The organism is Psychrobacter sp. KH172YL61 (assembly GCF_007182895.1).
Lineage (GTDB): Bacteria > Pseudomonadota > Gammaproteobacteria > Pseudomonadales > Moraxellaceae > Psychrobacter > Psychrobacter pacificensis.
This window is the reverse complement of sequence record NZ_AP019516.1, coordinates 2,446,761-2,464,859: the sequence shown is the minus strand read 5'-3', so window position 1 is coordinate 2,464,859 and position 18,099 is coordinate 2,446,761. Positions and strand designations below refer to the sequence as shown.

Genomic DNA, 18,099 nt, shown 5'->3' with positions numbered 1-18,099 from the left:
TATACACCGTTTTTATGAATGAGGCCGCGCATGTCAAGCACTCCAGAAACTAAACCGTCAGCACCTTACGCTGACAATAAAAAAGCGCCTGTATCTACTAGCATGCCTGAGCACATTTCTTTGGACAAATGGGCAGACACGGGTTTTGAGTGGTCAGGAGAAGTTGATCCAAACTCTTTTGAACGTCTTGCCGCGACGTTGAGCGCCGAGCATGATCAGTCAAACACTCAACTAAATGCTGAACTCTATCGCCGTAATAATGTTTTGCATTTGGCATTTACGTTGACAGGTGATGTTTGGCTAACGTGTCAACGCTGTTTACAACCAATTGCGATAGACTTATCTGATGATTATAATATTGCATTACTAGAGAATGATAGCCAAGTACGCTTGATTGATGAAGAGCAAGATTATTTATTACTTGATGAAATCGTCACTGAGCAGTCTCCGGAGCGTCTATTACCATTTAAAAAACTGGTAGAAGATGAGATATTGCTCAAAATACCAATGGCGCCGAAGCATGATGATTGTGAAATGTCAGTTGAGCAGTTTGGCGAGATACCAGAAGAAGAAGAGAATGAAAATCCATTCGCTGCTTTAGCCTCCTTAAAAGGTAAGCTATAAGAGCCAAATTTATTTATTCAAGTATTTGAGAAGCCTTCTATCTGCTTTGTACAGAAGAGTGCAAGGCAGGGCTTTATTAATCTAATAAACATGCGTATAATGTCCGGTTTATTGCATTCGAGCAACCTGTTGCGTGCTGATAGAAGCTGACTAGGTAAATTTTTCATAAATTTCAGACATAGTTAGCGCTTTATGTAAGTAACAATCTATTTAACTAATGATGCTTCAGACTTAGGTTGTTGTGATTATATAGCCTCTGTCAGTATCGACTAAGCTGAATTTCAAGCTTATCCCTTTTAAGTATAGGAGCTATATCATGGCTGTTCAAAAAGTCGTAAAAGCCGTTCTCGTCGTGACATGCGCCGTTCACATCACCGTATGGAAATTGCTGAACTAAGCGTAGATGCTACTACTGGTGAAAAACATCGTCGTCATCACATGACTAAAGATGGTTTCTACCGTGGTCGTCAGCTATTCAAAGTTAGTCAAGATGCCTAAGACATTGGCCGTATGATAGCTAGGTAAAATAGTGACAGTACTGGTGACTGTTGTTGTATTTACCTGGCTATCATTAGTCAATAAGCTTTGAGCTAAAAAAAGCCAAGTTATTTCGCTATCATATATTATGTGGCTGGATAACTTGGCTTTTGTTATTTATCACTAAACTCATTGCTTAGATGACTTTTTGTTTTTAGCAGATAGAAACGCGTACTCAATCGTTAGTGCTTTTGATTGGTACTGTGTTTTCCTATCGTTGTTTGGTCTGCATCCGCTATAATAATAGTGTGTGTCAGTGTATAGTTTACTGGCAATCCGTTTTCTTAGATAAATAATTGAACTAGCGGCTTTGTATCACATCTAATAATATAATACACCCCATTATTTTAGGGATATTTCTAATCAGATAAGGGATATTGGTTATGGCTTCTGTACCCGATATGGTAAAAAGCAACCCGCTCGTATCGCGGTCATTTTTCCTGGACAAGGATCTCAAGCAGTCGCGATGACGAGTGAGCTTGCTGAAATCTACCCAGAGATACGCGATACATTTACCGAAGCGAGTGAGGCGCTTGGTGAGGATTTGTGGGCAATCTGTCAGGATGAAGAAAAACTCAATCAAACCGAGTATACTCAGCCAGCGCTACTGACAGCTAGCATTGCCATTTGGCGTGTCTTACAACAAAAAATAGAAGAGACGCCTTGCTATTTAGCTGGTCACTCTCTGGGCGAGTACAGCGCCCTGTGTGCTGCCAATGTGATATCGCTTGGTGATGCCGTCACCCTAGTGCATAAGCGTGGTCAGTTGATGCAAGAGGCCGTTGTAGGTGTCGATACTGCTATGGCTGCCGTGTTAGGACTAGAAGACAACCGAGTCGAAAATCTGTGTGAGCAAGCAACAGAGCATGTCGAGGGTGCCATTGTTGGCGCTGCTAACTTCAACAGCCCAGGACAGGTAGTGATCTCGGGTAACGCAGCTGGCGTTAACGCTGTCATCGACAAAGTCAAAAATACGGGCAAAAAATCTGTGCCCTTAAAAGTGAGTGTGCCATCTCATTGTGCATTAATGGAGCCTGCAAGTAATGCCTTAGCTGAGATATTAGCAGGTATTCAATTTGATCAAGCGACCATTCCTGTGATTCAAAATCGCTATGCGCGTGTTGAAACCAGTGCAGTAGGTATCAAACAAGCATTGACTGAACAGCTGAGTGAGCCAGTACTGTGGTCAAAAACCATGCAGGAACTGGCCGATAAGCAAATTAATCTATTAATCGAATGTGGCAGTGGCAACGTATTAAGCAATTTGGCTAAGCGTCAAGCGCAGCCAATCGCAAGCTATCCTACAGACAAGCCTGCCCGTCTAGAGAAATTATTAGAGGTGTTATCATGAGCCGTACGATTACATTAGTAACTGGCGCGAGTCGCGGTATCGGAAAGGCAGTTGCCAAACGCTTTGCTAAAGAAGGACATTTTGTCATTGGAACAGCAACCACTGAAAAAGGTGCTGAACTTATTGATGACTATCTTCATGATAGTGGTGGTATCGGTCGCGTCTTAGACGTACGTGATACTACTCAAATTGATAAATTGTTTGAAGAGATCGAAAGCGTCTATGGAGCGGTACAAGTATTGGTTAACAATGCAGGTATCACGCAAGACGGTCTGCTAATGCGTATGAAAGACGATGACTGGTCAAATGTCATCGATACGAATTTGACCTCAGTTTACCGCATGAGCAAACGCGCAGTACGCGGTATGATGAAAGCGCGCCGTGGTCGTATTATTAATATCACCTCTGTTGTTGCTCAAATGGGTAATGCAGGTCAATCTAACTATGCCGCGACTAAAGCTGGTGTAGAAGGTTTCAGTCGTACGCTTGCACGTGAAATCGGTTCACGCCAAGTGACTATCAATTGCGTGGCACCAGGTTTAATCGAGACTGATATGACAGATGAGCTCGACGAGCGCCTATTGAATTCTATGCTAGATGCCGTTCCTATCAGCCGTCTTGGTCAACCAGAAGACATCGCAGCAGCAGTACATTTCTTAGCCAGTGATGAAGCCAGCTATATCACCGGCGCGGTCATTCCGGTCAATGGTGGCATGTATATGTAGTCAATACACGAACGTTACATAGTTATAATAAAAAACTGTGTGAACGAGTGTAAACTATAATAAAGGGTGCTATAATTACGAATACTTTTGAGTCAAAGCCCTGTATGATAACAGGGCTTTATTAGACAGACTGTGTAACAAGTCATAGAGTACTCAGACAGCAATGCTGATCTGGCAAATACATTTTATATATCATGCTATAGAGCTTAAATAAGGCACAATAGCAGTTTATTAAAAATAATAGATGATAATGGAGTAATCTATATGAGTAATGATATCGAGCTAAGAGTAAAATCAGCAGTTGCTGAGCAACTAGGTATGAACGTTGAAGACATCAATAACGATGCTTCATTCATGGAAGACCTAGGTGCGGACTCGTTGGACCTAGTTGAATTGGTGATGTCTTTTGAAAGTGATTTTGGTATCACTATTCCTGACGAAGACTCTGCAGAATTGACTACTGTTCAAAAAGCAATTGATTACGTACAAGCCCAGCTATAATTTGCCATTTGTTTAGCAAATTTTATAATACCGCTTATCTTAATAGATAGGCGGTTTTTTTATGAGGGTGATTTAATTGATCGGTTGCATTAACATAAGCTACGTCAATTAACATTACTCAACATACTATTACTATTCACGTTTGGTTCGTTTGTCTATACTCATCATGGTAGACAGTACAAAGCACGGTGATGTTCAATAACACACCACCGAAAATAAATATGAATAATAAATAACAATATTCCAAGGAGCAATTATATGGGTATGTTCAGTTTTGCAAAAGATATCGGCGATAAAATTTTTAATCGTGATGACGAGAAACATGATGCCAAATCAGAGACCAAGGCAGATGCCAATACACCAGTACAAAGTAGCGAACCTTCAGCACAATCCGTTGCTAATATTTTGTTGCGTCGTATACAACAACAGAATCTAAACATCAGTAATTTAAAAATCAAATATAACGGCTCTACAGATACAGCAGAAATCAGCGGTAACGCGAAAACTCAAGCTGATCGTGAAAAAGCAATTATTGCTATTGGTAACGTACAAAATGTTGCAAAGGTTATTGATAATATCGATATCGAAGAAGATGCACCTGAGTCAACGATGTATACGGTAAAATCTGGCGATAGCTTATCTAAGATTGCTAAAGATGTTTACGGTGAGTCTGGCGATTATATGAAGATATTTGAAGCCAATAAGCCAATGCTATCTGATCCAGATAAGATTTATCCAGGTCAAGTGTTACGCATTCCTAAGCCATAACAAATTGATGGTATAAGCAATAAATAATTTGTACAAAAATCGATGATAAAAAAGCCTCTTTTATAAGAGGCTTTTTTATTATTTAAAATGATATAGCAATGGATATGAAGTTCTAATAGTGGCGAATACTTGAAGTATTTAGACTTGGGTGCTGTCTTTCAGCTTTTTTTGCTGCTCATCCAAGGCCCACTCGATATGCTCGTCGAGCATAGCATTGTGTATAGTGAGCTTGGATTTTAACTGTTCAACCACGTCCAAACTGGCATTGGCATTGCCAAGACCAATAGCAATATTACGTAAGAAATTGATATAGCCTGTGCGTCTGAGCGGGCTTCCTTGTGTGTTGTTCAAAAATCTGCTTCTTGCCATTGCCATAATTCAAGCAAACTGCTGTTATCGAGACCATGCCTTGGTGCGAAGTCCTCAACGGTAGTCAGATTGGCATAACGATTCCATGGACAGATCAGCTGACAGTCATCGCAGCCAAACACCCGATTACCAATCGCGCGTCGATACTTGGTATCAATAATACCATCGTGTTCAATCGTCAAATAAGAGATACAGGCAGAGGCATTGAGCTCATAAGGCGCTACAATCGCTTGGGTAGGGCATACATTAATGCAAGCGCTACAACTGCCACAATGCTCTTTAACAGGCTGGTCATCGGGCAGCTCTAAGCTTAAAAACAGCTCACCTAGCACAAAAAATGAGCCAGCTTGTTTGTTGATTAATAACGTATGCTTACCTGTCCAGCCCAGACCAACAGCATCGGCAATAGGCCGCTCAAAGATAGGCGCAGAATCACTAAAGGGTCTAAAAACAAACTCTTTATCTGAACCAATATCGAGATGTTGCCATTCAGGAAGCATGGCCTCGATATTCAGAGCCAATTGCTTTAAACGGCTACGCATTGTCTTATGATAATCACGACCTCTTGCATAACGCGCAATGATGCCTTGGTTGGGATGGTCGTTGTCTGTGACAGCACGCGGTGTTGGGGCTTTGGTTAGGTAGTCCATCCTTACACTAATAATGGTCTTTGCGCCATCCACTAACTGCTCGGGATGAGCGCGCAGATGATGGTTGTTGTGCATGAACTGCAATTGACCCTCATAGCCTTTATCCAGCCACTTCTGTAGCTGTTCGATTTGCTTAGTAAACAGTGGATGATGGACAGATAAAAACCCACAGTCAGCAAATCCTAATGTTTGCGCTTGCGTTTTGATCCATTGTTTAACATCTGCTGTTGTCGCAAATATAGGTGAGTTACTAACGGCAATACTATTGTTATCGGTAGGCATAGAGATAGGTGCTTATTGGCGGTCTATTTTTAAAACGGTATTTTCTCACAATCAGTGGCAGTGTGAGCACCATTATGATAAGACAGTGAGCATAGAGCGCAAGTAGAAAAGAAAATAAACTCACATTCATATTGATACATAAGTAGACATGAGCTTTTGCTAAGCTGATACCAAAGTTTAGAAACTAGACTTTCAACCCTATAAAAATATCAGAAAAACATGGCCGAGGATAATAAATGAAGAATTTTACCAATTTATCACCTATAAAAAATACAAAACCTATTGCGCTTTATAGTAGTGAGCAAATTTATGCCATGGAGCAAGCGTGGTTTGCTCAAGGATATGATAGTTTTGGCTTAATGCAGCAAGCAGCTTGGCAAATGGCACAGCAGATAGAATTGCTTTATGAACAAAAATGTCTCAATGCTAATCATTCTGCTAATACCAACGTTTATCATCGTACGGAGCGTTTGCGCCGAGTAAGTGTCTGGGTAGGTAAGGGTAATAATGGCGGGGACGGTTGGCTCATTGCTTATTACTTGCAGCAAGCAGGCTGGCAAGTAGAAGTGGTCACTGTCGGTTTTGATGTCAATGATTTTGATACTCGTACTCAGTCGGCCATTTCTAATAAGAAAGACCACAATAATGACCATATAACTGATGCTGACAAAGCGCGACAGATAGCAATATCTGCCAACTGTCATTATCAACGCTTCGAAGAGATTCATAGCAGTCACAATGAGTCAGAGAAAATGGCTTTATTAGCTGACATTTATATTGACGCACTGTTTGGAATTGGGCTAGATCGTGCGCCAGAAGGTGTCTATAAAGAGGCTATTAGCGCTTTTAATCGTACTACTCAGCAACAAAACGCACTAGCAGTCGCCGTCGATATTCCAAGTGGATTGGTGGCTTCTACTGGTGCGGTATTTGATCGTATAGCAGTACAAGCTGATGTCACCTTATGTCTGATTGCGCGCAAATTTGGTTTGCACACCAAAGACGGTACGGATTATAGCGGAGACATAATCGATATACCGTTAATACCTTATCAAACAGCTAGACCTCACAAAATATCTGATAAAAATACCAAGCAAAATACTATTGAAGCATTTGAACCTGTTGCCATACTGCTGACGGCTGCACATAGTATGAAGCCGCGCCGCCAAAACAGTTACAAAGGTAGCTACGGTCATGCGCTAATCATTGGTGGAAATCGCGTTGATGGCTCTCAAGGGATGGGCGGTGCTGCGATACTGTCTGCCTCAAGCACCATGGCAACTGGCACTGGTAAAATAACTGTTGCCTGTCATGAGGCTTTTCATGGTGCATTATTAACTTCATTGCCTGATGCGATGACTATCAATCTGCACGATACAGATGGCGTAAAGGCACTTATCAAACAAGCCAGTGTTATCGCGATTGGTATGGGATTGGGCCGTGACGAAAAAGCAAAAATGTTATTTATCGACTATATACAGGCTGCCATAGCTCATGAAAAATCAATAGTGATCGATGCAGATGGACTTTACCATTTGGCATCGTTACAAGCGGACAATCACCAATTGGTGACAGCGCTGCGTGAATATAGCATGAGCCATCAGGTTTGCTTAACACCGCATAGCGGCGAAGCGGCTAGATTGCTCGATCAAAAAATAAGCGAGGTAGAAAGTGATAGATTGCGATCCATAAAACAATGCGCTGCAGTTTATGGTGGTGACTGGGTATTAAAGGGAGCAGGGTCGCTAGTTTTGGAGCAAAAATCAGGACCAGCGCGAGTATATGTCTGTGATGCGGGCAATGCTGGTATGGCAACTGCTGGCATGGGCGATATTCTATCTGGAGTGATTGCTGGATTATTAGCACAACAAGACTTAGCAGCAGAGTCGTACAGTTTATCTCAGGCAGCGCTTATTCATGGATTTTCAGGGGACACACTGGTTAATCAAGGTAATGAATATCATCGTGACAATAAGCTATTGATTGGACAACGAGGGCTACAAGCGCAAGATATGCCAGCAGCCATTCGCCATGTTATGCAGCTAGTGATGGTCGACTAACCCTCACTATTGGGTCGACTAGGTTGTAGAGCCGCTACAATACTGGTCGATCGCCTGTTGTACGCGTTCACGCTTTAGCTCAATCTCACGGCCATCTAAGTACTGACGCTTGCCATTTGCATCCATCTCATAGATACGTCCGCCAACGTTTAGATTCGTTAAATTGTTACGTAGCGATTGGCAGCGCTGGGCATTGGCTTGCGCTTCTTGCTCTTTGATACGTGCTTCAAGTGCGGCTACGCGCTGTTCTTCTGCCGTTTGAGTATTATTGCTTTGTCTGGGGTCTGTTTTGCCAGCCATTTGTCCGGCGTTGTTTTGTCTACCGTCGCTACGAAATTCAATCAACTCAACGTTTTTACCATTTTGCGGTGCGTGCTGGCTATATTTAACTTCGCCATATGCGCCAATGGATTTGTAAACTTGAATAGCCTGACTGGCATTCATGGATAGCATTAGCATACAGGTGGTACTCGTTAGCCATTTAGCAGCAGTCGCTATTTTAGACGCATATGCCATAGCAGCAATCCTTTTGTTTGATAAAAGCAAATTTGTATAAGGGTAAATATAACATTTGAGCACTTTATTGGCAGCACTAATGTATCGACTTCCAATTTTAGCAAATAATACTTATCAATGTGTATTATTTAATAACTAATAGTTTGGGATAGGCTTTAGAAGTTTTTCTTGACAATAGCGGGCAAACCATCGAATATAATAGAAGTTGATTGGTCAGTGAACGGCTTTTATGATATTGCCGTGGCACTTGAAAATGATCACTACGAGCTACTTATCGGTAGTTTATGCAGTGTTATTTTCTTTGTGATGATGATATAGCACACGTAGCATTGGCTACTCATAACTATACATTGTCTCCGGACTTATCTGTCTACAATGACTAAGATAAACTTATTATTTGAACTGTGCTAAATGTAATTCTGGCAATTGTGCAAAATACGATACAGTACTGGTTATAAAAAAGTACGCCAAAGCCTCTGTTATAAGTTTTAGTAACTTATGCATAGTATTTGGGTATAAATATCCTGTTATCTCTACGTCTTTGCACCCATGAATTTATTATCAGTACTTATTTATAGAAAGACTCAATAATAAGCTTCTTTCATAGGTGCGTCCGCATCTTGTCACTGTATATCGATAAACATCCATCACAAAACTGACCTTACATACATTGCTATGTTTGAGTAATTTGCTGTCTTAAAAAAACAACGTTACTTAAATATGATAAGCAAATATTCTTGATATGGACAAGGATTAGCGATCATTTTATGAGTTTTGAAGTAATACCTATATGGGGTTATCTCTTATCATAGAATACCGCAAATCCTCGCCGCAAAAAAAGGTGATGACAGTGACGCAAACCACGCAAAGTCCGAATATGACGGGACATACCCAAACGGGTAATGCCGCCAAAAATTTTGAAGAAAAACAACAACGTCTTGCAGAAGGCAGCGTTCAGCCTGTGATGCTATCGGGCGCTGAAATGCTGGTACAAGCGCTGACAGACGAAGGTGTCAAATATATCTTTGGTTATCCAGGCGGTGCCGTTCTACACATCTATGATGCGCTGTTTCAGCAAGAAGCCATTGAGCATATCTTGGTGCGTCATGAGCAGGCGGCAGGACACATGGCAGATGCTTATTCACGAGTTACTGGTGAGACGGGGTTGTACTGGCAACCTCAGGACCTGGTGCAACCAATACGGTTACCGCTATTGCGACAGCTTTTATGGATTCAGTACCGATGGTCGTGATTTCAGGTCAGGTGCCAAGTAGCCTAATCGGTGAAGACGCTTTCCAAGAAACGGATATGGTGGGGGTATCACGTCCGATCGTTAAGCATAGCTTCCAAGTGCGCCATGCTAGCGAAATTCCGATGATTGTCAAAAGGCATTTCACATTGCACAGTCTGGCCGACCAGGTCCTGTCGTTATTGATGTGCCAAAAGACATGACTGCGCCTAGTGAAAAGTTTGCCTATAAATATCCAGAAGAGGTATTTATACGCTCTTACCAGCCTTCGCTCAAAGGCCATAGTGGTCAGATCAAAAAGCGGTCGAGACATTATTATCTGCCCAGCGTCCTGTCGTATATGCAGGTGGCGGCGTTATTTGGAGCAATGCTCACGAAGAGTTGACTGATCTGGCTCACCGTCTTAATTTACCAGTGACCAATACATTGATGGGTCTTGGTGCATTTCCTGGCTCTGATCGTCAGTTCCTAGGTATGCTTGGTATGCATGGTACTTATGAAGCCAACATGACTATGCATCATGCCGATGTTATTTTGGCAGTGGGTGCGCGTTTCGATGATCGCGTCACCAATAATGTCAAAAAATTCTGTCCGAACGCGACGATTATCCATATCGATATCGATCCTGCGTCGATTTCAAAGACCATCCTTGCGCATATTCCCTATCGTTGGCGATGTAAAATCTGTCTTAACCGATATGCTAGAGATCGTTGGAGAAGATAAGCAATTAGAGCAACACGCATTGCTCGATTGGTGGTCACAAATTAATGAGTGGCGTAAGCGCCATGGTTTGCGTTATGACACCAGCACAGATAATGGCATTAAGCCACAAAGTGTCGTACAAGCTCTAGATAAAGTGACTAACAGTAACGCTATTATCACAAGTGACGTCGGTCAGCATCAGATGTTTGCAGCCCTTTACTATACTTATAATGAGCCTCGCCAATGGCTGAACTCAGGCGGCCTAGGTACGATGGGCGTTGGCTTGCCGTATGCCATGGCAGCCAAGCTTGCTAATCCAGAGCGTGATGTGGTGTGTATCACAGGCGAAGGCTCTATTCAGATGAATATCCAAGAGCTGTCAACTTGCTTGCAGTATGACTTGCCAGTTAAAATTCTAAATTTAAATAACGCACAGCTAGGTATGGTGAAGCAGTGGCAGGACATGCTATATGAAGGACGCCATGCACAGTCTTATATGAACTCCCTTGCCAGATTTTGTCAAATTGGCTGAAAGCTATGGTCATGTTGGTATCAAGATTACTGACCCTGATACGATGGAAGAGCAGTTGGCTGAAGCGATGGCCATGAAGGACAAGTTGGTATTTATCGATGTTTATGTCGATCGTAATGAGCATGTATATCCGATGCAAATCGCTGGACAAGCCATGCGTGATATGTGGTTAACAAAAGGGGGAGCGTACCTAATGCAACAACAACATCTGATTTCGGTATTGATGGAAAACGAAGCGGGTTCGTTGTCGCGTCTAGTCGGTTTGTTCTCACAACGTGGCTACAATATCGAAACGCTCAACGTCGCGCCTACTGATGACCCAAGCATTTCACGCTTGACCTTAACGACCATTACCTCACCAGAAAGAATTGAACAAATCACCAAACAATTGCATAAATTGATTGAAGTAGTTAAAGTGCATAATCTGACAGAGAATGTACACGTTGAGCGTGAATTGATGCTCATCAAAGTACGAGCAACTGGCAGCGTACGTGAAGAGGTGAAACGCAGCGCAGATATCTTCCGTGCGCAGATTGTCGATGTGAATGCCAACTTATATACGATTCAAATCGTTGGTGACAAAGCCAAGCTTGACGGTTTTATCGATGTGCTTGGACGTGACCGTATTATGGAAGTGGTTCGCTCGGGTGTGATTGGTATTGCCCGCGGTGAGAAAACCCTTAGCACCTAGAATTAATGCCCAAATATCCTATTTTATTGAAGAACTATTTATCTAAATCAACAAAGCGCTTATCTTAATCACTATCTTGATTACAGTATAAGCGTCTACTATCCATGGTAAGCCATGATTGAGGACAAGGACTCTATTTATGAACGTTTTTTATGACAAAGATTGTGATTCATCCATTATCCAAGGTAAAAAGTGGCCATTATCGGTTATGGTTCACAAGGCCATGCGCACGCGCTTAACTTACAAGACTCAGACGTTGATGTAACGGTTGGTCTACGTGCCAACTCAGGCTCATGGAAAAAAGCTGAAAATGCAGGCCTAAAAGTTGCTGAAGTCGAAGAAGCGGTAAAAGCTGCTGACGTTATCATGATTTTGACACCTGATGAGTTCCAAAAGAGCTTTACAACGATGTCATTGAGCCAAACATCAAAGAAGGCGCGACCCTTGCATTTGCCCACGGTTTTGCTATCCATTATAACCAAGTAGTGCCACGTAGCGACCTTGACGTTATCATGGTAGCACCAAAAGCACCAGGTCACACCGTACGTTCAGAGTTCACCAAAGGTGGCGGTATTCCTGACTTAATCGCCATCTACCAAGATGCTTCAGGTCAAGCTAAGCAATTAGCATTATCCTACGCTGCTGGCGTTGGTGGTGGTCGTTCAGGTATCATCGAAACCACATTTAAAGATGAGACTGAAACCGATCTATTCGGTGAGCAAGCGGTTCTTTGTGGCGGCGCGGTTGAATTGGTAAAAATGGGCTTTGAAACCCTTACTGAAGCAGGCTACGCGCCAGAAATGGCTTACTTTGAGTGTTTACATGAGCTAAAGCTTATCGTTGACTTAATGTATGAAGGCGGTATCGCTGACATGAACTATTCAATCAGTAACAACGCTGAATACGGCGAATATGTCACTGGTCCTGAAGTCATCAATGAGCAGTCACGTGAAGCCATGCGTAACGCGCTAAAACGCATCCAGTCTGGTGAGTACGCAAAAATGTTCATCTCTGAAGGTGCAACCAACTATCCATCAATGACAGCTCGTCGTCGTAACAATGCAGCGCATGAGATCGAAACCACAGGTGCCAAATTGCGCGCTATGATGCCTTGGATCGGTGGTAACAAAATCATCGATAAAGACAAAAACTAATTCGATACTACTTAAATAGAGTATTTGGTAGTTTATTAAGTAACCCGTGTTATCACCTGATAGCACGGGGTTTTTTATATCCTACTTTTGACATAGGGTTACACCGCTATATGTGTTGGTTGAAAACCAGTAAAAACTGCCCAATATAGGCAGGCATCTTCACATTAGCCAGTGGGCTTTTACTGTGCTTATTTATCTTTGATTGATCAAAGTAGATGAGTCCTCATTCATATTTTCTATAGATTACAGGTTGTATGTTGTGCAAATATCTTATCCAGACTGGCTAACGCCGCAATTCGTGTATATTACTCTTAGCGCTGTCGTAGCAGTTTTAATTTGGATAGAAGGAGAAATGCTTAAGAAAACCGATGGTAAACTGCCTAAATCTAAGTTTTTCCAAATCAGCTCAATCTTAGATACCATCTGGTTCTTTATCTCTGTTGTTGTCCTATACGTGATTGATTTGGCACCGCTCGCGATTGCTGTACCTGCCGCTTATGGCATTTACACGACCTTTGGTTGGGTCTACGGTACGCGACTACTAAAGCGCAAAGGTATCCCCTGACTCTCCTAAAGACTTGGTCATACCGGCCAAATATATTGCTTATAGTCAGTCGTTTTCGTTGATATTTTTGGGCTATGTTTGCTTGTATTAAGTTCACCATGGTTACCGATATTGCAATAGGTAATGAATGAGTTTTTGGCCTATAAGGGTCTGTCTTGTCGTATTTAACGATGGCTTCGTAATTGTAGCCTAATATTCATATGTTGGAAATTTATTCAATATCAATATGATAACGGCAAAAATGCTAGCTATTTTGATGGGTTTTAATAGCTGGAATTTATTTACAAAAACATCAATTTAGACTGTTACCTGTATAGAAAACTGTTATAATCAGATTGTACTCAAAGTATTTGAGGTAAAAAATTCAGGTTTTCTCTTAGATTATTTGCAATTTTGAACCGTAGCGTTCAGCAAAAGATGCATGGGTATATATCAATTAATCGGTGATGACACAAGTCTCGCCAACAGTTAAAGAGTCAGGAAAATTTATGTCAGATAAAGTTGAAGGCACTGTAAAGTGGTTTAATGAAGCTAAAGGTTTTGGTTTTATCGCTCAAGACAACGGCGGACAAGACGTATTCGCTCACTACAGCGCTATCCAAGGTAGCGGTTTCAAAACGCTAGCCGAAGGCCAAAAAGTGTCGTTCATCTTAGGTGAGGGCAAAAAGGTCCACAAGCTGAGCAAATCGAAGCACTATAATCTCTTTGCTGTTTGGGCACACTGATGTTTAGTAGGCTTGATGACAGTGAGAGTGACGATTATGCATAAAATTTTTGTTTATAAAAACAATAAAAATACTGTTTAGACTTTAAAAAAAAGCAACCTCTTATCAGGTTGCTTTTTTTATATCATTTTATCTGAAGTAGCGTTTGATTGATTTTTCTTAATAATTATCAGTTCATAATAGGTACTGACTCAATAATAAATAAGGCTCTATTATGAAATGGGAAACTTGGTTTTCAATTGACTGGCAACAGCTGTTAGGCATTTCATTGTCTGCGGTGGGTTTCTATATAGGTTTGATGCTTTTTACCCGACTGATGGGTCTGCGCAGCTTTTCCAAACTATCAAGTCATGATTTTGCTATGACAGTTGGTATTGGTAGTATATTAGCGTCGACGGTATTGGCTGACAAGCCGTCTCTGTTGCAAGGACTGTTTGCAGTTGCCATGTTGTTTTTGATTCAAGGTGCTATCTCAATAGTGAGGCGCAAGATTAAACCTCTAAAAGCGCTGATAGACAATCGTGCCATCATACTCATGGCACATGGCGAATACTTCTCAGATAACTTAAAAGAAGCGAATCTTACGACCAGCGATGTTCAGGAAGTGCTGCGCAAAAATGGCATCAAAGCCAAAACTGAAATATTTGCGGTCATTATGGAGACGACAGGAGACATGAGCGTCATCAAAAACAATGATGTAACTCCTGACTGGGCGTTGTTTGATGACATACGTGATAGTGAGTTGTTAATGAGCTCTAACAAAGACAGCGACATATAGCTGTTGGGTTCTTCGCGACTACTATTAGTTAAACCCTAGGAAATAAATAATAACAAAATATTAAATAAACATACCATTGAGAGTGCTATAAAGAGGGAGGACTCTTAAGGCTATTGTCAAAGAAAAATCACTAGATTACGTGCTTATAAACTATTTATTATAGAATAGTGACAAATTTATGACGCATTATTCACGGCGTTGTCTTGACCTTATCTGCAGGCTGACGCAAGATACATAGGTCTGATAAGAACGGTTGGCTTAGCTTTAGCAGATTTTATCCGTAAGAAGTGCAATGCTAATATAATTTCGAATATTGGCGTATTTTTCTTAATTAGTTATACATCTGTTGATATAGTAATAACCTTGAGTAGTATTTTGAACGACGATTTGAACCACAACGAAAATTTGGTTCTTAACTGATATTTTTTAATTCATAACATTAATAAACGAGGAACGTATGAAAGCATTAGTAGCGGTCAAGCGTGTCATTGATTATAACGTAAAAGTACGTGTAAAAGCCGATAACTCTGGCGTTGATCTATCAAACACCAAAATGTCGATTAACCCTTTTGACGAAATCGCAGTAGAAGAAGCCGTTCGTCTAAAAGAAGCTGGCGTCATTGATGAAATCATCGTCGCGTCTATCGGTCCAAAAGAGTCACAAGAGCAAATTCGTGCAGCTCTAGCATTGGTGCTGATCGTGGTATTTTAGTCGTGAGTGACGAAAAACCATATCCATTGCAAGTTGCCAAAATTCTAAAAAATATCGCTGAAACAGAAAGCACTGATATTATCTTGCTGGGTAAACAGGCGATTGATGATGACAATAACCAAACGGGTCAGATGTTAGCGGCATTGATGGGTATCGGTCAGGGTACGTTTGCATCAGAAGTGAAGGTTGAAGGTGACAAAGTCAACGTCACGCGTGAAATCGATGGCGGTCTGCAAACCGTTGCGCTTGATTTGCCAGCAGTCATCACAACTGATCTACGTTTGAATGAGCCACGTTATGCGAAACTGCCTAACATTATGAAAGCGAAGAAAAAGCCGCTTGATGAGAAAACGCCAGCAGATTTCGGTGTCGATATGGCGTCTAAGCAAGAGATTATTAAGGTCGTGCCACCTGCTGAACGTAAAGCTGGTATTACAGTAGGGTCAGTTGATGAGTTGGTTGATAAGCTAAGAAACGAAGCAAAAGTCATTTAATTTTTCAATGATTAGATACTTCGCTACGGCATATCCTGTACAAAGCTAAGAATTTGACTGCTTTATTTATATTAAACGATAGTTGCTCAAAGGGCTTTGTACACAAACAACCGCATGAATAGATAATACGAATAAATAAAGGATTAAAACCATGGCAATTTTGGTATATGCAGAACATGACAATGCCAGTCTAAAAAGGCAACTTTGAACACCATCGCTGCTGCTAAGCAAATCGGTGATGACATCCATGTATTAGTGGCAGGTAGTGGCGCGCAGGCCGTTGCTGATGAAGCAGCAAAAGCAGAAGGCGTGACAAAAGTACTCTTAGCTGATAACGCGGTCTATGAGCATCAATTGGCGGGCAATGTGGCACTATTGGTTGCTGATGTGGCTGGTGATTATAGCCATATCCCTAGCAGCTGCGACTACGACTGGTAAAACTTTATGCCACGCGTTGCCGCGTTACTTGACGTCAGCATGTTGTCAGAGATCTCAGGCGTAGTAGATGCGCAAACGTTTGAGCGTCCAATTTATGCAGGCAATGCAACGGCAACCGTCAAAACCTCTGAAGATAAAGTTGTGCTAACCGTACGTACGACCGCGTTTGATCCAGTAGCAAGCGAAGGTGGTTCAGCGACTGTTGAAACGATCGATAATGTACAAGAAACTGGCAAAGCTAGCTTCGTGAACGAAGAAATGGCTAAGTCTGATCGTCCAGAATTGACCTCAGCTGGTATCGTGGTTTCTGGTGGTCGTGCCTTGGCAAATGGTGAAAACTTCACCAAATATATTGAGCCATTGGCTGACAAACTAGGCGCTGCTGTTGGCGCATCACGTGCCGCTGTCGACGCAGGTTATGTACCAAACGATATGCAGGTTGGTCAAACCGGTAAAATCGTTGCACCGCAGCTATATATCGCCGCTGGTATCTCAGGTGCGATTCAGCATTTGGCTGGTATGAAGATTCTAAAGTCATCGTTGCGATCAACAATGACCCAGAAGCGCCTATCGCTAGCGTTGCTGATTATTTCTTAGAAGCTGATCTATTTGAAGCACTGCCTGAGCTAACTAGCAAGGTTTAATGTTAATGTATAGTCACAGAACTACTAAACGGCTACGGCGTTACCCTCCTTAGAGGTGCTACTTGTACAATCTGCAGTCGGCTGCCTTGTATCCGTTTTAGATTTCTTTGACTATATTAGTAGTAGACAGATAACAAAAACCCACTATCAATCGGTAGTGGGTTTTTTTATTGCTTGATAGAGAAGATTTTAATTGTAGTTATAAATGGACGCTAAGAGTACTGTCTTTGGCGCAAGGTTTCGTACAGACATAAAGATCCTGCAATCGCAACATTTAAGCTCTCTTGACCATTTGGCTGCGGTAAAGCGATAGGGGTGGCACATTGCATCAAATCATCGCTGACGCCTTGACCTTCATGACCCATAATCCACGCCACAGGCGCAGATAAATCGTGATCGTAAATGATAGTATCGGTATGTGAGCTGGTCGCCAACAGTGGAACTTTTACGTGATCTAAAATATCTTGCGTACTCAAGCCTTCATAAATAGTCAGTGCAAACTGTGCACCCATACCTGCTCGTAGCGTCTTGGGAGACCAAGCTTGCGCGGTAGCACTGGTACATAAGATGTTGCGAATACCAACGGCTGCTGCTGTACGCAGGAGTGTGCCGACATTTCCGCTGTCCTGTACATCATTTAAGATCAAGCAATCTTCATCAATCATTGATAAGTTAGGCGTTGGTACGTTGATAATCGCCATGATATCGATACCAGTACCTAAGCTACGAATACTCTCGTACAGTGAATTGGATAAAATAAGAATAGGCGTATAAGTCGGCAGGCGAGTTAATACCTGCTGAACTTCAGGATGACTACGCGCTGACTCAGACAGTAGTATCTGGGCAAAGGATAGTCGCTACGCAGCGCAGCATCTATCAGATGAACACCTTCTATGACGGTCTGACCATGCTTTTTGCGTTGACGTGCTTGTGCCAATAGGGCTTTTACAAGCTTGACGGTGGTGTTCTTATCTGAGGTAATCAGCTCGGTGGGATTTAGTACCATAGTGGGTCGCTTAGAGAAGAGTAGGA

General features: G+C 41.9%; 12 protein-coding genes and 7 pseudogenes. 16 read left to right on the top strand and 3 right to left on the bottom strand.

What is annotated here, in order from left to right; translation table 11 throughout:
- Positions 1 to 30 precede the first annotated feature (30 nt).
- The 6 genes from PKHYL_RS13085 (at position 31) to lysM (ending at position 4,506) form a co-directional block, all read left to right on the top strand.
- Positions 31 to 624: a YceD family protein gene (locus PKHYL_RS13085; protein ID WP_071003164.1), complete on the top strand. Its 594-nt coding sequence runs from the start codon at positions 31 to 33 to the stop codon at positions 622 to 624.
- Positions 625 to 981: 357 nt separating this feature from the next.
- Positions 982 to 1,122: a 50S ribosomal protein L32 gene (gene rpmF, locus PKHYL_RS13080; RefSeq protein WP_240365366.1), complete on the top strand. Its 141-nt coding sequence runs from the start codon at positions 982 to 984 to the stop codon at positions 1,120 to 1,122.
- A 505-nt stretch (positions 1,123 to 1,627) separates the two neighbouring features.
- Positions 1,628 to 2,512, top strand: coding sequence for an ACP S-malonyltransferase (fabD, locus tag PKHYL_RS13075; RefSeq protein ID WP_240365365.1), 885 nt, complete (start codon positions 1,628 to 1,630; stop codon positions 2,510 to 2,512).
- Positions 2,509 to 3,237 (top strand): 3-oxoacyl-ACP reductase FabG, encoded by a 729-nt coding sequence (fabG, locus tag PKHYL_RS13070; protein ID WP_058025367.1) that lies wholly within the window; start codon positions 2,509 to 2,511, stop codon positions 3,235 to 3,237. Before fabD ends, fabG begins: the two co-directional genes overlap by 4 nt.
- A gap of 264 nt (positions 3,238 to 3,501) precedes the next feature.
- Positions 3,502 to 3,738 (top strand): acyl carrier protein, encoded by a 237-nt coding sequence (gene acpP / locus PKHYL_RS13065; RefSeq protein ID WP_071003168.1) that lies wholly within the window; start codon positions 3,502 to 3,504, stop codon positions 3,736 to 3,738.
- 258 nt (positions 3,739 to 3,996) lie between these two features.
- Positions 3,997 to 4,506: a peptidoglycan-binding protein LysM gene (lysM, locus tag PKHYL_RS13060; RefSeq protein ID WP_071003170.1), complete on the top strand. Its 510-nt coding sequence runs from the start codon at positions 3,997 to 3,999 to the stop codon at positions 4,504 to 4,506.
- Positions 4,507 to 4,644: 138 nt separating this feature from the next.
- Here lysM and queG read toward each other — a convergent pair.
- A pseudogene (queG, locus tag PKHYL_RS13055) lies at positions 4,645 to 5,807 on the bottom strand (tRNA epoxyqueuosine(34) reductase QueG).
- Positions 5,808 to 6,043: 236 nt separating this feature from the next.
- Between queG and PKHYL_RS13050 the strand changes: the two are divergent.
- Positions 6,044 to 7,867 carry an NAD(P)H-hydrate dehydratase gene (locus PKHYL_RS13050; protein ID WP_240365364.1) on the top strand — a complete coding sequence of 608 codons (1,824 nt, stop codon included), beginning with the start codon at positions 6,044 to 6,046 and terminating at the stop codon, positions 7,865 to 7,867.
- A gap of 18 nt (positions 7,868 to 7,885) precedes the next feature.
- Here PKHYL_RS13050 and PKHYL_RS13045 read toward each other — a convergent pair whose 3' ends face one another.
- Positions 7,886 to 8,383, bottom strand: coding sequence for a DUF4124 domain-containing protein (locus PKHYL_RS13045; RefSeq protein WP_240365363.1), 498 nt, complete (start codon positions 8,381 to 8,383; stop codon positions 7,886 to 7,888).
- Positions 8,384 to 9,347: 964 nt separating this feature from the next.
- On the opposite strand from PKHYL_RS13045, the pseudogene PKHYL_RS13040 reads away from it, so the two are divergent.
- The 9 genes and pseudogenes from PKHYL_RS13040 to PKHYL_RS18995 form a co-directional block, all read left to right on the top strand.
- Positions 9,348 to 11,047, top strand: a pseudogene (locus PKHYL_RS13040) (acetolactate synthase 3 large subunit); the annotation flags it as partial.
- A 12-nt stretch (positions 11,048 to 11,059) separates the two neighbouring features.
- A complete protein-coding gene (ilvN, locus tag PKHYL_RS13035; RefSeq protein WP_071003178.1) occupies positions 11,060 to 11,557 on the top strand; it encodes an acetolactate synthase small subunit in 498 nt (165 codons plus the stop codon).
- Between the two features lie 192 nt (positions 11,558 to 11,749).
- Positions 11,750 to 12,711, top strand: a pseudogene (ilvC, locus tag PKHYL_RS13030) (ketol-acid reductoisomerase).
- A 352-nt stretch (positions 12,712 to 13,063) separates the two neighbouring features.
- Complete coding sequence (locus PKHYL_RS13025) at positions 13,064 to 13,276, top strand: hypothetical protein (RefSeq protein ID WP_240365362.1); 213 nt, start codon at positions 13,064 to 13,066, stop codon at positions 13,274 to 13,276.
- Between the two features lie 488 nt (positions 13,277 to 13,764).
- A pseudogene (locus tag PKHYL_RS13020) lies at positions 13,765 to 13,976 on the top strand (cold-shock protein).
- A 239-nt stretch (positions 13,977 to 14,215) separates the two neighbouring features.
- Positions 14,216 to 14,779: a DUF421 domain-containing protein gene (locus tag PKHYL_RS13015; RefSeq protein ID WP_240365360.1), complete on the top strand. Its 564-nt coding sequence runs from the start codon at positions 14,216 to 14,218 to the stop codon at positions 14,777 to 14,779.
- 457 nt (positions 14,780 to 15,236) lie between these two features.
- Positions 15,237 to 15,985, top strand: a pseudogene (locus PKHYL_RS13010) (electron transfer flavoprotein subunit beta/FixA family protein).
- 204 nt (positions 15,986 to 16,189) lie between these two features.
- Positions 16,190 to 16,582 (top strand): annotated as a pseudogene (locus tag PKHYL_RS19000) (electron transfer flavoprotein subunit alpha/FixB family protein); the annotation flags it as partial.
- A 99-nt stretch (positions 16,583 to 16,681) separates the two neighbouring features.
- On the top strand, positions 16,682 to 17,020 hold the full coding sequence (locus tag PKHYL_RS18995) for an electron transfer flavoprotein subunit alpha/FixB family protein (RefSeq protein WP_442966161.1): 339 nt from the start codon (positions 16,682 to 16,684) through the stop codon (positions 17,018 to 17,020).
- Positions 17,021 to 17,279: 259 nt separating this feature from the next.
- Here the strand turns inward: PKHYL_RS18995 and PKHYL_RS13000 are convergent.
- Positions 17,280 to 18,073: pseudogene (locus PKHYL_RS13000) on the bottom strand (TrmH family RNA methyltransferase).
- Positions 18,074 to 18,099: the final 26 nt, after the last annotated feature.

What these genes read in the sequence shown, in the direction of transcription:
- ilvN (WP_071003178.1), top strand. Translation starts at nt 11,060, where the DNA reads ATGCAACAACAACATCTGATTTCGGTATTGATGGAAAACGAAGCGGGT.
- fabG (WP_058025367.1), top strand. Translation starts at nt 2,509, where the DNA reads ATGAGCCGTACGATTACATTAGTAACTGGCGCGAGTCGCGGTATCGGA.
- PKHYL_RS13025 (WP_240365362.1), top strand. Translation starts at nt 13,064, where the DNA reads ATGCTTAAGAAAACCGATGGTAAACTGCCTAAATCTAAGTTTTTCCAA.
- PKHYL_RS13085 (WP_071003164.1), top strand. Translation starts at nt 31, where the DNA reads ATGTCAAGCACTCCAGAAACTAAACCGTCAGCACCTTACGCTGACAAT.
- lysM (WP_071003170.1), top strand. Translation starts at nt 3,997, where the DNA reads ATGGGTATGTTCAGTTTTGCAAAAGATATCGGCGATAAAATTTTTAAT.
- PKHYL_RS13050 (WP_240365364.1), top strand. Translation starts at nt 6,044, where the DNA reads ATGAAGAATTTTACCAATTTATCACCTATAAAAAATACAAAACCTATT.
- PKHYL_RS13045 (WP_240365363.1), bottom strand. Translation starts at nt 8,383, where the DNA reads ATGGCATATGCGTCTAAAATAGCGACTGCTGCTAAATGGCTAACGAGT.
- rpmF (WP_240365366.1), top strand. Translation starts at nt 982, where the DNA reads ATGCGCCGTTCACATCACCGTATGGAAATTGCTGAACTAAGCGTAGAT.
- PKHYL_RS18995 (WP_442966161.1), top strand. Translation starts at nt 16,682, where the DNA reads ATGGCTAAGTCTGATCGTCCAGAATTGACCTCAGCTGGTATCGTGGTT.
- acpP (WP_071003168.1), top strand. Translation starts at nt 3,502, where the DNA reads ATGAGTAATGATATCGAGCTAAGAGTAAAATCAGCAGTTGCTGAGCAA.
- fabD (WP_240365365.1), top strand. Translation starts at nt 1,628, where the DNA reads ATGACGAGTGAGCTTGCTGAAATCTACCCAGAGATACGCGATACATTT.
- PKHYL_RS13015 (WP_240365360.1), top strand. Translation starts at nt 14,216, where the DNA reads ATGAAATGGGAAACTTGGTTTTCAATTGACTGGCAACAGCTGTTAGGC.